The organism is Streptomyces tateyamensis (genome assembly GCF_003205575.1).
In the GTDB taxonomy this organism is placed as follows: domain Bacteria; phylum Actinomycetota; class Actinomycetes; order Streptomycetales; family Streptomycetaceae; genus Kitasatospora; species Kitasatospora tateyamensis.
Genome location: NZ_PYBW01000095.1, coordinates 1 through 12,695, shown reverse-complemented (window position 1 = coordinate 12,695; position 12,695 = coordinate 1). Strand labels below are relative to the sequence as shown.

12 protein-coding genes and 1 pseudogene are annotated in these 12,695 nt (G+C 74.4%); 4 read left to right on the top strand and 9 right to left on the bottom strand.

Going from position 1 to position 12,695, the window contains the following annotated elements; translation table 11 throughout:
* Nucleotides 1-30: 30 nt before the first annotated feature.
* The 4 genes and pseudogenes from C7C46_RS23985 to C7C46_RS23970 form a co-directional block, all read right to left on the bottom strand.
* Nucleotides 31-333 (bottom strand): hypothetical protein, encoded by a 303-nt coding sequence (locus C7C46_RS23985; protein WP_110671982.1) that lies wholly within the window; start codon nucleotides 331-333, stop codon nucleotides 31-33.
* A 190-nt stretch (nucleotides 334-523) separates the two neighbouring features.
* A pseudogene (locus tag C7C46_RS23980) lies at nucleotides 524-1,608 on the bottom strand (DUF5954 family protein).
* Between the two features lie 143 nt (nucleotides 1,609-1,751).
* Nucleotides 1,752-2,387, bottom strand: a complete 636-nt coding sequence (locus C7C46_RS23975) for a DedA family protein (protein ID WP_220040684.1) — start codon at nucleotides 2,385-2,387, stop codon at nucleotides 1,752-1,754.
* Between the two features lie 141 nt (nucleotides 2,388-2,528).
* On the bottom strand, nucleotides 2,529-3,782 hold the full coding sequence (locus tag C7C46_RS23970; RefSeq protein ID WP_245984774.1) for an MFS transporter: 1,254 nt from the start codon (nucleotides 3,780-3,782) through the stop codon (nucleotides 2,529-2,531).
* A gap of 117 nt (nucleotides 3,783-3,899) precedes the next feature.
* Here C7C46_RS23970 and C7C46_RS23965 point away from each other — a divergent pair, with 117 nt between their 5' ends.
* Nucleotides 3,900-4,469 (top strand): EF-hand domain-containing protein, encoded by a 570-nt coding sequence (locus C7C46_RS23965; RefSeq protein ID WP_110671981.1) that lies wholly within the window; start codon nucleotides 3,900-3,902, stop codon nucleotides 4,467-4,469.
* On the opposite strand, the gene C7C46_RS23960 is transcribed toward C7C46_RS23965, so the two are convergent.
* From C7C46_RS23960 to C7C46_RS23950, 3 genes are read right to left on the bottom strand one after another with little or no spacing between them, the layout of a single operon-like run.
* The gene (locus tag C7C46_RS23960; protein ID WP_110671980.1) at nucleotides 4,450-5,073 is read right to left on the bottom strand and encodes a DUF6629 family protein; all 624 of its coding nucleotides are present in this window, start codon (nucleotides 5,071-5,073) and stop codon (nucleotides 4,450-4,452) included. The two genes, C7C46_RS23965 and C7C46_RS23960, sit on opposite strands and share 20 nt — an antisense overlap.
* A 17-nt stretch (nucleotides 5,074-5,090) precedes the next feature.
* Nucleotides 5,091-5,522: an NUDIX domain-containing protein gene (locus tag C7C46_RS23955; RefSeq protein WP_425470113.1), complete on the bottom strand. Its 432-nt coding sequence runs from the start codon at nucleotides 5,520-5,522 to the stop codon at nucleotides 5,091-5,093.
* Between the two features lie 44 nt (nucleotides 5,523-5,566).
* Nucleotides 5,567-7,060, bottom strand: coding sequence for an SDR family NAD(P)-dependent oxidoreductase (locus tag C7C46_RS23950; RefSeq protein ID WP_110671978.1), 1,494 nt, complete (start codon nucleotides 7,058-7,060; stop codon nucleotides 5,567-5,569).
* A 96-nt stretch (nucleotides 7,061-7,156) separates the two neighbouring features.
* On the opposite strand from C7C46_RS23950, the gene C7C46_RS23945 reads away from it, so the two are divergent.
* Nucleotides 7,157-8,092, top strand: coding sequence for a 2-hydroxyacid dehydrogenase (locus C7C46_RS23945; RefSeq protein WP_110671977.1), 936 nt, complete (start codon nucleotides 7,157-7,159; stop codon nucleotides 8,090-8,092).
* A 124-nt stretch (nucleotides 8,093-8,216) separates the two neighbouring features.
* On the opposite strand, the gene C7C46_RS23940 is transcribed toward C7C46_RS23945, so the two are convergent.
* The gene (locus tag C7C46_RS23940) at nucleotides 8,217-8,819 is read right to left on the bottom strand and encodes an aspartate/glutamate racemase family protein (protein ID WP_245984772.1); all 603 of its coding nucleotides are present in this window, start codon (nucleotides 8,817-8,819) and stop codon (nucleotides 8,217-8,219) included.
* Between the two features lie 20 nt (nucleotides 8,820-8,839).
* Nucleotides 8,840-10,165 (bottom strand): serpin family protein, encoded by a 1,326-nt coding sequence (locus C7C46_RS23935; RefSeq protein ID WP_110671976.1) that lies wholly within the window; start codon nucleotides 10,163-10,165, stop codon nucleotides 8,840-8,842.
* A gap of 113 nt (nucleotides 10,166-10,278) precedes the next feature.
* Here C7C46_RS23935 and C7C46_RS23930 point away from each other — a divergent pair, with 113 nt between their 5' ends.
* Nucleotides 10,279-10,962, top strand: coding sequence for a helix-turn-helix domain-containing protein (locus C7C46_RS23930; RefSeq protein WP_181442493.1), 684 nt, complete (start codon nucleotides 10,279-10,281; stop codon nucleotides 10,960-10,962).
* 238 nt (nucleotides 10,963-11,200) lie between these two features.
* Nucleotides 11,201-12,664 (top strand): GuaB1 family IMP dehydrogenase-related protein, encoded by a 1,464-nt coding sequence (locus tag C7C46_RS23925; protein ID WP_110671974.1) that lies wholly within the window; start codon nucleotides 11,201-11,203, stop codon nucleotides 12,662-12,664.
* The last annotated feature ends 31 nt before the right edge of the window (nucleotides 12,665-12,695 follow it).

The following is a 12,695-nucleotide window of genomic DNA, read 5'->3' as shown; positions in this document are numbered from 1 at the left end:
GGCCGTCGGCCTGACCAGCCGGGCGTCCGTTCAGTCGGTGAAGTTCCACTCGTTGAGCAGGTCGAGGTTGCGGAACGAGGGCGGACCCTCGCACAGCTCGGCCACCTGGGCCGCGAACTCCGCGGTCTCCGGGCGGTTCGAGTTGGCCATCGCCTCCTCGTAGGAGGGGAACTCGACGATGTTCAGGTAGACGTCCTGCGCGTCGCGGTCGCGGGTCTGCACCGAGCGGCCGGCCAGCCGGTGCCCGGCGTTGCGTTCGACCCAGGCGTCCAGCAGGGCGTTGAACTCGTCGATCCGCCTGGTCCGGTACTCGATGATCTGGATGAACCTCATGGGCTGCGCCTCCTCGGGCGGGGCGGCCGTGCGTCCTCCTTCCACGATCCTCCGAGTCGCCCGCTCCCGCAGCAGTTGCCTTTCCGTGCCCACGCCGCCGCACCGTCCTCGGGCTCCGCACGCGGCCGCGCGCCGGGCCGGCTCCCCCGGGCGGGGCGCGGCCCGACGCGCGGCCGGTGGGGGCTGGCTGCTACTGCTCGGTGCTGCGCTGTCCCGCCGCCCACGGCGGGAGCGGCCGGCCGCGGCGCTGCAGCTCGGCCTCGAAGAGGCGCTGGAACTCCTGGGCCGCCTCGCCGAGTTCGATCGGGGTGTCCTCGTCGAACACGATCCCCTGCTCGCGCAGCTTCTGGTCGGCCAGCAGCACCGGGTCCTCCGGATCCGGGTCGCAAGGGCGCGGACCCTCCGGACCGTCCGGGCCGAACCGGACCATCCGCTCGACCCGGACCACCCGCAGCAGCCGGTCCGCGACGGTCAGTTCGTCGAGCTGCTCGGCCTCCAGCCGGTCGGCCGCCGCCGCGTAGACCGCGCGTTCCTCGGCGGACAGGTGCAGCTGCACCGGGTCGCTCACCCGCAGCGCGGTGGAGAGGATGTCGCGGGCCCGGAACGGGGTCCCGGCGTCGTAGCCGCAGGTGGGGCGCCAGTGGCCGGCGGGCGCCCGTTCGGCGACGGAGAAGGCGGCGGGCAACAGCACCAGGCCCGGGTGGGTCTCACCGGCGCGCATCGCGTCCTCGCGCACGCCGGCCGGGAACTGCCCTGGGGCGGGCACCAGTTGGAGCAGATCGGTCTTCAGGATGCCCTCGGACATCCCGGGGGGGTGAGCGGGTCCAGCACGAAGCCCCGGCTCGGGTCCAGGTCGTCGCGCAGGTCGCGGCGGTCCGGATCGTCCAGGTCGCTGGAGCGCGGCGGCTCGGGGCCGTCCGGACCGCTGCGGATGAACCGCTCGACCCGCACCACCCGGTAGCGGCAGCCCAGTTCGACCTCGTCCAGCTTCTCCCGGTCCAGCCTGTCCACCACGGCGGTGGCCGCCCGGTGCAGCGCCTCGTCACCCGCCTCGGCGGCGTCCTGGGCGATCCCGCGGCACAGGCTCCCCATGACGTCCCTGGCCTGCTGCGGCATCGACTCCAACCCGCTGCAGAGCTCCCAGCCGCCCTCCTCCCGCTCCCGCGCCACCCCGAACCGCGGCCGACCCGCCGCCAGGATCCGCGGATACGCGGCCCGGGCCCGCCAGGCCTGGGCATCGGCCAACTCGGCCCGCTCGTCGGGCAGGGCGGTCATCCGGATGGTCAGGTAGGCAGGCACTTCGTCCATCGGGTTCACCATGGGCACATGATGCGGCCGGCCCGGTCGCGGCGGGCCGGGACCGGGCCCGGTTCAACCGAAGGGGTGGCGCAGGCGTGCGGGCCGGAAAACGGGGTAGCTCAGCGCGGCGAAGGCGGATCCTGCCGGCCGCTGCCGCGCTCCCGGCGGTGCTTGCGGACCCGCCAGACCACCAGCGCGACCACCACGACGGCGGCGACGAAGAGCGCGAGCGCCTGGCCGACCTGGGCCTCGATCCGGCTGTAGGCGGCGCCGGCGAAGTAGCCGAGGGCCGTGAACCCGACGCCCCAGACCAGGCCGCCGAGCGCGTTGTAGAGCAGGAAGCGCCGGTACGGCATCCGGGAGATGCCGGCCAGCGCGGGCATCATGGCCCGGAAGAAGGCGATGAAGCGGCCGAGGAAGACCGCACTGGCGCCGCGCTTGCCGATGAACTCCTTGGACCGGTCGATCTGCTGCTGGTGGCGGCGCAGCGGACCCACGGTCAGGATCCGGTCGCCGTAGCGGTGGCCGACCTGGTAGCCCACGGTGTCGCCGAGGATCGCGGCCAGCACCACCACCGTGCCCAGCCACCAGACGTCGACCCGGCCCTGCTGGGCGATCACCCCGCCGAGCACCGCCGCCGTCTCGCCGGGCAGCACGAAGCCCACGAAGATCGCGTCCTCGGCGAAGACCAGCCCGCCGACCGCCGCGTACACCAGTGGTCCGGGCAGGCCCTGCAGCCAACTGGTCAGGCTCACCGGTGCTCCTCCTCGCCGATCATCATCGTGATCATTCGTACCGCTTCCCGGCCCGATCCGACAGGGGGGCTCGCGAGGCAGTGGGCAGGCGGCCCGGACTCGGTCAGGTGGGGACGGACCGGTCCGGCGGCCGAGGGGCGGTCAGGCGGCCTGCCCGAGCGCCGCCCCCCGGGTGCGCCGACCCCACTCCGCGACCCGCGGACCGGTGGCCCCCAGCACCGCGAAACCGAGGCCGAGGGCCAGCCAGCCGCGCTCGCCCCAGCCCAGGCACAGGGTGGTCAGCAGGGCGGGCCCGAGCGCCTGGCCGAGGTCGAAGCCGAGGCCGAGCAGCCCCTGGTACTCGCCCTGCGCCCGGTCGGGGGCCAGCCCGAAGCCGAGCGCGAAGCCGCCCGAGGACTCGTAGATCTCGCCGAGGCTGTGCAGGGTGATCGCGACGGCCAGCAGCACGGCGGCCGGCCAGGCCTGCGCCCGGGCGGTGAGCGCCAGCAGCGGGCAGCTGAGCAGGAAGAGCAGCCCCGCCTTGCGCAGTGCGGCGCCGCCGTGGGCCGGGGTCTCGATCCGCCCGCCGATCCGGGCCTGCAGCAGCACGCAGACCCCGGAGTTGACCACGGCGACCGCCGCCACCGTCCAGCGCGGCGCCTGGGTGTGCGAGGCGATCCAGATCGGCAGCACCAGGGAGACCAGCGGGTACTGCAGCCCCATCAGCCCGCTGACCGCCGCGAAGCAGAGGAACGGCCGGTCGCGCAGCACCAGCAGCCGCCGGCGCTCGCGGACCGGGCGGGGCACCGGCTGGTAGTCGGGCACCCGCAACAGCAGCAGCCCGCACACCAGGTAGCTGGCCGCGTTGCTGAGGATCAGCGCGGTGTACGCGGCAGGGGTGTCCCACTGCACCGCGACCGCGGCCCCCAGCGCGCCGAGCACCACCCCGAGGTTGGCCACGGCCCGCAGCCGGGCCCGGAAGGCGGCCGGCCGGTCCTCGCCGACCCGGGCGATCACCGCCCCGCGCGCCGCGTTGTTGGCGCACAGTGCCAGCGTGTCCAGGGCGGCCACCACGGTGAAGGCCCACCAACTGCGCACCGCCAGGAAGCCGAGCATGGTCGCGGTCTGGACGGCCAGCGTCACCAGCATCACGGTGCGCGGGCCGCGCCGGTCCGCCAGGTACCCGGCGGGCACGCCGGCCAGCATCCCGACCAGCCCCGCCACGCTGAGCCCCAGCCCCACCTGGGTGGCCGGCAGGTGCGCCACCCGGGTGAAATAGAGTGCCGCCGCCGTGTTGAACAGCCCGTTGCCGATCCGGTTGGCGAAGCTGGACAGCACCATGGCCCGCTGCGGTCCGGGCGGCAGCGCGCCGGCCAACCGCCGGCCCGGGCGCAGGTCGAACCCCCGTACGATCATGGGCCGCAGGCTAGCAGGATCGGTTCGTGCACCCCGCGAGCAGGGCGGGGTGGTGCCCGGCGCAGTCTTGGATACCCTTTGTGTAACCATAGTTGACCAACCGTCAGGAATTAAAGGATGTCCGACGACCTGCTCACCGCGAAGATCGCCCACGGCTTCGCCCAGCTCGACGCCGACGGGGACGGCCGGCTCACCGAGGCCGACCACGTACTGATGGGGGAGTCGGTGGCCCGTTCCCTCGGGCACAAGGAAGGGTCCCCGGCCGAGACCCGGATCGTCGCCGCCTACACCGCTGTCTGGCGCGACCTGCACCTGCCGCAGCTGCCGGCCGGCGAACAGGCGCTGGGCCGGGCCGAGTTCCTGGCCGGCACCGCCGCGCTGGCGGACGACCCGGTGGCAGCCCGCGCCGTGCTCGGCCAGCTGGCCGAGACCTTCCTGGAGGTGGCCGACACCGACGGAAGCGGCACCGTGGAGCCCGCGGAGTTCTTCACCTTCCAGCGCGGCCACTTCCCCGCCCTGACCCGGGAGCAGGCCGACACCGCCTTCGCCCACCTGGACCGGGACGGTGACGGGCACCTGTCGGCCGGGGAGTTCATCGCCGCCATCATCGAGTACTGGACCAGCCGCGATCCGGCCGCGCCCGGCAACTGGTGGACCGGGCGGGACTTCAGCCGGCCGGCCGCCTGACCCAGCCCAGCAGCACCACGCTGACCAGCGCCGCCAGCGCGCACCAGGTGGAGACGAAGGCGACCCGCCAGAGCAGCCCGCTGACCAGCGCCGCCGCGCCGGTGAGCAGGCCCAGCCGGCGCAGCCCGCCGTCGGCGCTGGTCAGCAGCGCGCCGATGGTGGCCAGCAGGTAGCCCGCCAGCAGCAGCGGCCCGTACGGGATCCCGATCGCGTAGGTGAGGGTGTGCCCGTGCTCGCGCGTGGTCACCGGGTGCGCCACCAGCGCCGCCGTCAGCCCCGCCGCGACCGCGCAGCCGAGCACCGCGAGGACCGCCGCCCGCCGGGTGCGGGGGCCCGCGCACCACACGCCCACCGACACCAGGGCGGGCAGCAGCGGCAGCGCGACCACCGCCCAGGCGGTGCGGGCCCAGAGCGCGGGCGCCCCGGTCAGCTCACCGTCCACCCCGCGCCAGACCGCCGCCTCGATCAGCTGATGGACCCCCAGCAGCAGGGGCAGCGCCGCCATGGGGAGATCCCGGGCCCGCCGGACCCGGGTCAGGCAGAGCACCCCGAGGCCGCCGACCACTGCCCCCGCGACCAGATCCGCCTCGGCACTCCAGCACATGGGGCCCGAGCGTAGCGTCAGCCGGTGGCCGACACGCCGTACGCGTGCACGCCCTCCGGCAGCGCAGGCCCGGTCGGCAGCCACTGCGCCAGCACCCAGCCGGAGGGACCGAACATCGGCTCCGGCAGCGCGTCCAGCGGCACCCGCTCCCACCCGGCACAGGCGTGCGGCTCGGTGACCCGGGCCTCGGCGTCGCTCGGCGGGGCCAACACGGCGGCGGTCAGCCGCGGCCGCCCGTCCAGGTGGTCCAGCACCACCCCGAGCACCGTCATCGACGCGGCCGGCAGCACGATCCCGGTCTCCTCGGCCAGTTCGCGGGCCGCGGCGGCCTGGAAGGACTCGCCGGGCCCGTCCACCTTGCCGCCGGGCAGGCTCCAGGTCGGCGGCTCGCCGGCCACCGTGCGCCGGCCGACCAGCACCGAGCGCCCGTCGGTGGACGGCACGATCACACCTGCCCCGATCAGGGCCGCCCCGATCGGCGCCGGCCCCGGGCTCACCACGAGGAGGGCTCGAAGTCCTTGAGGAAGCACCCGTACAGGTCCTCGCCCTGCTCGCCGCGGACGATCGGGTCGTAGACCCGGGCCGCGCCGTCCACCAGGTCCAGCGGGGCGTGGAAGCCCTGGTCGTGCAGCCGCATCTTGTCCGGGTGCGGGCGCTCGTCGGTGATCCAGCCGGTGTCGACCGCGGTCATCAGGATCCGGTCGGTGTCCAGCATCTCCTGCGCGCTGGTGCGGGTCAGCATGTTCAGCGCGGCCTTGGCCATGTTGGTGTGCGGGTGGCCCGCACCCTTGTAGGCGCGGCTGAACTGGCCCTCCATCGCGGAGACGTTCACCACGTACTTGCGCCGGGCGGGCGCCGCGGCCATCGCCCGGCGCAGTCGGCTGATCAGGATGAACGGGGCGGTGGAGTTGCACAGCTGGACTTCCAGCAGCTCGACCGGGTCGATCTCCTCGACCGTCTGCACCCAGCTGTTGGTGTCGGCCAGGTCCGGCACCAGGCCGCCCGCGTCGATCGCGGTACCGGCCTCGATCCGGGCCGGCGAGGCCGAGCCGGTGACCAGCGCCAGCGAGGTGACCTCCTGCGCGGTGAGCGCCTGGTGGGAGCCGGGCAGCGCCGGGCGCTCCACGCTGCCGCTGCCGAACGAGCCGATCACCTCGACGGTCGGCGCCGCCGCGGCGGTGAGCAGCCCGGCCGGCAGCGGTGCCGACTCGGCCGCGATCAGCTCGGCGTAGGCGGCGGGGGAGCGGCGCACGGTCTGCGCGGCGTTGTTGATCAGGATGTCCAGCGGGCCCTCGGCGGCCACCGAGTCGGCCAGTGCCACCACCTGGGCCGGGTCGCGCAGGTCGATGCCGACCACCTTGAGGCGGTGCAGCCAGTCCGCGCTGTCCGGCATCTCGCTGAACCGGCGGATCGCGTCGTTCGGGAACCGGGTGGTGATCGTGGTGTGCGCGCCGTCGCGCAGCAGCCGCAGTGCGATGTACATGCCGATCTTGGCCCGGCCGCCGGTGAGCAGCGCCCGACGGCCCGTCAGGTTCACCCGGGCCTCGCGCCGGCCCCGGCTGGACTTCGCGCAGGACTGGCAGAGCTGGTGGTAGAAGGCGTCGACCTCGACGAACCGGGACTTGCAGATGTAGCAGGACCGGGGGCGCTCCAGGACGCCCGCGATCTCGCCGACCGGGGTGCTGGAGGACAGGCCGAAGACGCCGGCCGTCTCGTCGTCGATCCGCCCGGCCGCGCCGGTGGCGGTGCGGGCGGTCACCTCGCGGTCGTTGGCGGTCTTGCGGGCCCGGGTCTCCTGGCGGCGGCGCTGCTTCACGGTGCGGAAGATGCCCGCCACCGCCCGGCGCACGGTGATCGCGTCCGGGTGGTCCACCGGGAGCTCGTCCAGTTCGGCCAGCACCTCGAGGCAGAACCGCAGGCGTTCGGGGTCGATGCCCGGCCCGTGCTCCGCCTCGTGCTGGTCCTGCTGCTGTGCTGCCGTGGCCATGCCTGTCCTCTGGGTCTCCCGGCCGACCCGTCGGTCGACCGTTGAATCGTACGGAGTGGTCCGCGAGCGGCCAAACGGCATGGGTAGATTGCGGGCATGATCTCCGACACCGAGCCCGTCGTCCTGCTGCCCCGTCCCGCCGAGGTCAAGGGGCTGGAGGTGCACCTGTTCGACGGCGAAGCCTGTGACGGGGTGCCCGGGCCGCCGCCGGCCGAGCTGCTGGCCCGGGTCGAGCTGCTGGTGACCCCGTACCTGCGGACCGGCACGGTGCTGCCGCTGCTGTCGGCCATGCCGCGGCTGCGGGTGGTGCAGACCCAGACCGCCGGGGTGGACGACATCCTGCCGCACCTGCCGGCCGGCGTGACCCTGTGCAACGCGCGCGGGGTGCACGACGCCTCCACCGCGGAGCTGGCCGTGGCCCTCACACTGGCCGCGCTGCGCGACATCCCCGGCTTCGTGCGCGGGCAGGACGTCGAGCAGTGGCGGGCCGGTTTCTACCCGGCGCTGGCGGACCGCCGGGTGCTGATCGTCGGCTACGGCTCGGTGGGCGCGGCGATCGAGGACCGGCTGCTGCCGTTCGAGGTGGCGGTGGAGCGGGTGGCCCGCACCGCGCGCACGGAGGCGGCCGGACCGGTGCACGCGCTCGCCGACCTGCCCGCGCTGCTGCCCGGGGCCGACGTGGTGATCCTGGCCGTGCCGCTGACCGCGGAGACCGCCGGGCTGGTGGACGCCGAGTTCCTCGCGGCGATGCCGGACGGGGCGCTGCTGGTCAACGTGGCCCGCGGCCCGGTGGTGCGTACCGAGGCCCTGCTCGCCGAGCTGACGGCGGGCCGGCTGCGCGCGGCGCTGGACGTCACCGACCCCGAGCCGCTGCCGGCCGGCCACCCGCTCTGGCACGCACCGGGCGTGCTGATCAGCCCGCACGTGGGCGGCAGCTCCAGCGCCTTCCAGCCCCGCGCCGACCGCCTGGTCGCCGCACAGCTGACCCGCTTCGCCGCCGGCGAGCCGCTGGCGAACGTGATCGCGTGGTGAGGTGGGGAGCGGCTACCGCAGGCTCAGCTGCTCGAGCTGAGACCCGGTCAGCGCGATGCCGAGGTGCTCGCGGTAGGCGGCGCTCGGGTGCCGCGCGGTGGGCAGCGCGGTAGGTGACGGTGCGTCAGGACAGGCCGAGGGCGCGTCGCACGGCCAGCAGCGGGCTGGTCAGCACCGGCACCGGCAGGTCGACCAGCAGGGCGGCGGCCGGGTCCATGGAGGCCTGGGCCAGCACCACCGCGTCCACCTCGCCGACCGCGGTCCGCACCAGCTCGGCCACCGTCGCGTGGTAGGCGGGCAGGTCGCCGGAGTCGAAGTGCGGCCAGGCCGACCGGCAGTCGATCTCCACCAGCTGCGCCGCGCCCGCCTCGGTGAGCAGCTCGGTGGTCGGTGCCAGCGTGGAGTCGACCGTGTAGGCGACCCCGACCCGGGGGTACTTCGCGGCCGCCTCGGCCATCGGGCGGTCCACCCGGACCGCCTGCGGCAGCAGCTCCTCCGCGGCCCCGCCGATGCTGGTGCAGGTCACCACCACCACGTCACAGCCCGCGAGTTCGGCCAGCCGCTGGGCCAACTGCTCACGGTAGGGCTGCCCGGCACGCGCCAGCTCCAGCAACTCCTCGTCCACCAGGTGCCGCTGCGCGGTGCCCTCGGGGGCCAGCTCGGCCACCAGCGCGCGGAAGGCCGGCACGTGGACCGGGGAGGTGTGCAGGAAGCCTGTGCTGATCACCCGCCCCATCATGCCAGGCCCTAGCCGGCCGCCGGGTCGGTGACCTGGCCCAGGAACAGCGGCAGGCCGGTGCCGGTGTCCCGGATCAGGAAGAGGAACGGCCGGTCGATGTGCAGCTCCGTTCGGGTCGCGGCCGGCGCCGCGGCCGAGACGCCCGCGACCGCGCCGCTGCCCGCGGCCGCCACCGTGCCCTGCTCGTCCACCGTGATCCGCGCCTTCTGGACCACGGTGGTCAGCCGCACCCGCCAGGGCGCGTCGTGCCCGGCGATCCCGGTCAGGTCCGCGCTCGGGGTGAACGCCGTCCGCATCCCGAGCTGGACCAGCGGGTCGTTCAGGTTGCTGTCGGTCTCGAAGGCGAACTTGGGCAGCGTCAGGTCCACCTCGGTGTCGGCGAGCCCGGCCGTGATCCGCTGCAGCTGCGCCTGGTCCAGCCCGCGCCGGAAGGCGTCGAAGCCACCCTGGGCCGGCACCAGCAGGTCCATCGCCAGGTGCCCGGAGGCGTACGGCAGCTCGACCGCCTGCCAGGGCTGGCCGGTGATCCCGCCGCTGCCGGCGGCGTAGCGCAGGCGGCCCTCCTGGGCCATGGTCGGGGGCTGCTCGGTGCGCCCGGCCAGGGTGTGGAACTCGCGCGGGCCGGTCTGGGCCGGTTTGAACGGCTGCGCCCAGTCGGCCTTGAGGTAGAGCGCGTCGGTCAGCGCCAGCAGGGTGGAGGGCTGCACGGCGCCCGGGCCGAACAGGTCCTTCACCTGGCCGTGGGTCTGCTGCTCGACCAGTGCGTTCACCGCCTTGCGCGCCCCTTCCGGGTCCTTGGCGAAGTCGGTGGTGCGCACCCCCGCGTCGAAGGCGCCGGCCAGCACCGCCAGGTAGTCCTGCTGGACCGGCAGGCCCTGCTGGGCCCACAGGGTGTCGGACTGCTCCAGGGCCGCCTTGCCGTCCAGCCCGGTGCGGGCGCCGCGGTCCAGCTCTCCGGTGGCGGCGGCGTACTGCTCGGGGGTGAGCTCGGTGTGCAGGGCCGCGGTCAGCTCCTGCGCGGTGGAGCCGCGGGCACCCGGTAGCACCAGTGCCAGCAGGGTGGTCAGGCCGGAGGGCGAGAGCACCAGGTTGTTGTCGCCGTGCGTGGCGGCGAGTGCGCGGTACAGGTCCAGGCCGAACACCTGGTCGGCCCCGGCGGTGGCGGTGCGCTGCTGGTCGGTCGAGGTCAGCACGGGTGCGCCGGCCAGCTTGAGCTCGCCGGTGCCCGCCCCCGCGGCGCCCCCGCCCCTGCCGCAGCCGGCCAGCACGGCCGCCGTCACCGCCAGTGCCACCGCCGCCGCGCCCGCCGCCCGCCGACTCCGCCTGATCCGCATCCCAGGTCCCGCCCTCTGTCGTGTGGTTCGCATGACCCCCGATGGGACGCGGGTGCGGCGGATCGGGTTCCGTCGGGTGGCGCCCGCCGGTCACCTCGCCCAGGATCGGTACCGTGACGAAGCATCAGCAGGACACGGGGGCGCAGGCCGCGATGCGCCGACGGATCATCGACCGGTGCGAGCAACTGGGTCTGTCCCGGGAGGACTTGGCGGCCCGGGCCGGGATGGCGCCGCACTACCTGAGCTATCTGACCCAGGCCGCCGCCGACTTCGACCGGGCCGGCCTGCTCCGGGTGGCCGCCGCACTCGGGCTCGGCTACCAGGAACTGACCGAGGGCCGCACCGACGCCACCCCCGGCCAGCAGGGCCAGGTGGCCCGCCCGGCGCTGGTGCAGCTCTCCGAGGCGGAGTGCTGGGAGCACCTGGGCAGCCACGGGCTGGGCCGGATCGCGCTCCCGGACCCGGACGGCCCGACCGTGGTCCCGGTCAACTACCTGGTCGACGGCAGGACGGTGGTCTACCGCACCGAGCCGGGCAGCCTGGGCGCCTGTCCCTCCGGCGCGCCGCTCTCCTTCGAGGCCGACCGGGTCGACGAGCGGCTCAGCAAGGGGTGGAGCGTGCTGCTGGTCGGCACTGCCGAACACCCGGGCCCGGCGGAGACCGCTCCGCTCGACCGGCGGGCGGCCCAGGGCCACCCCGTCCCGGCCGGGGCCGGGCAGCTCTGGATCCGGGTCCGCCCGCACCGGGTCGCGGGCCGCCGGATCGGGACCGTCGACCAGGACGGCCACCTGGTCTGATCACTGCCGCCGGCCTGATCGACGCCACCCCTTGTGTGATCCTCCAAGGTCGGGGCAAGATCAAGTTGCGCTGATTGTGCGGACCCTCAACGTTCGGGTGTGAACTGGCTTTCGACCTGGGTATCGGCGAGTATCGACGGTTGGGTGCGGGGCGGCCGGTTGTGCGGCCGTTCGGCCTGGACCCGGTCTTCGATCCGCACCCGAGGTCTACCCTCCCAAAGCCAGAGAGCCACAGTTCATGCGCTTCTTGAACCCCCAGACCGGCAGCTACGACGAGCGGAACGCGGTCCCGTACGACCTCACGTACGACGACGTCTACATGGTCCCCAGCCGGTCGGCGGTCGGCTCGCGGCAGGGGGTGGACCTCTCCTCGAACGACGGGACCGGGACCACCATCCCGCTGGTGGTGGCGAACATGACCGCCATCGCCGGGCGCCGGATGGCCGAGACGGTGGCCCGCCGCGGTGGTCTGGTGGCCATCCCGCAGGACATCCCGACCGAGGTCATCGCCGAGGTGGTCAGCTGGGTCAAGCGGCGCCACCTGGTCTTCGACACCCCCGTGACGCTGGCGCCCGGCGCCACCGTGGCCGACGCGCTGGCGCTGCTGCCCAAGCGCGCGCACGGTGCGCTGGTGGTGGTCGAGGACGGCAGGCCGGTCGGCGTGGTGACCGAGGGCGACCTGCACGGCGTGGACCGGTTCACCAGCCTGGCCCAGGTGATGTCCCGCGACCTGCTGCTGCTGGAGGAGTCGGTCGACCCGACCGCCGCCTTCGAGAAGCTGAGCGAGGGCCACCGCAAGCTGGCCCCCGTGGTGGACGAGAAGGGCGAGCTGGTCGGCATCCTGACCCGCAAGGGCGCGCTGCGGGCCACCCTGTACACCCCGGCGGTGGACGCGGCCGGCCGGCTGCGGATCGCCGCCACCGTGGGCATCAACGGCGACGTGGCCGGCAAGGCCGAGGCGCTGCTCGAGGCCGGCGCCGACGTGCTGGTGGTGGACACCGCGCACGGGCACCAGGAGTCGATGATCAGCGCACTGCGCGCGGTCCGCGGCCTGGAGCCGAGGATCCCGATCGTGGCGGGCAACGTGGTCACCGCCGCCGGTGTGCGCGACCTGGTCGAGGCCGGCGCGGACATCCTCAAGGTCGGTGTCGGCCCCGGCGCGATGTGCACCACCCGGATGATGACCGGCGTGGGCCGCCCGCAGTTCTCCGCCGTGCTGGAGTGCGCCGCCGAGGCGCGCCGCCTCGGCAAGCACGTCTGGGCCGACGGCGGCGTGCGCCACCCGCGCGACGTCGCGATGGCGCTGGCGGCGGGCGCCTCCAACGTGATGATCGGCTCCTGGTTCGCCGGCACCTACGAGTCGCCGGGCGACCTGCAGACCGCCCCCGACGGGCGGCAGTACAAGGAGAGCTTCGGCATGGCCTCGGCCCGCGCGGTGCGCAACCGCACCGCCGAGGAGTCGTCCTACGACCGGGCCCGCAAGGCGCTCTTCGAGGAGGGCATCTCCACCTCGCGGATGTTCCTGGACCCGGCCCGTCCGGGCGTCGAGGACCTGATCGACTCGATCATCGCGGGCGTGCGCAGCTCCTGCACCTACGCGGGCGCCAACAGCCTGGAGGAGTTCCACCAGAAGGCGGTGGTCGGCATCCAGAGCGCGGCCGGCTTCGCCGAGGGCAAGCCGCTGCACTCCAGCTGGGCGTGAGCTGACCGACCGAACGGCACCGGGCTCCTCG

Coding starts and splice junctions, on each gene's coding strand:
- C7C46_RS23985 (WP_110671982.1), bottom strand. CDS start 333: ATGAGGTTCATCCAGATCATCGAGTACCGGACCAGGCGGATCGACGAG.
- C7C46_RS23970 (WP_245984774.1), bottom strand. CDS start 3,782: ATGATCGTACGGGGGTTCGACCTGCGCCCGGGCCGGCGGTTGGCCGGC.
- C7C46_RS23965 (WP_110671981.1), top strand. CDS start 3,900: ATGTCCGACGACCTGCTCACCGCGAAGATCGCCCACGGCTTCGCCCAG.
- C7C46_RS23960 (WP_110671980.1), bottom strand. CDS start 5,073: ATGTGCTGGAGTGCCGAGGCGGATCTGGTCGCGGGGGCAGTGGTCGGC.
- C7C46_RS23950 (WP_110671978.1), bottom strand. CDS start 7,060: ATGGCCACGGCAGCACAGCAGCAGGACCAGCACGAGGCGGAGCACGGG.
- C7C46_RS23945 (WP_110671977.1), top strand. CDS start 7,157: ATGATCTCCGACACCGAGCCCGTCGTCCTGCTGCCCCGTCCCGCCGAG.
- C7C46_RS23935 (WP_110671976.1), bottom strand. CDS start 10,165: ATGCGGATCAGGCGGAGTCGGCGGGCGGCGGGCGCGGCGGCGGTGGCA.
- C7C46_RS23925 (WP_110671974.1), top strand. CDS start 11,201: ATGCGCTTCTTGAACCCCCAGACCGGCAGCTACGACGAGCGGAACGCG.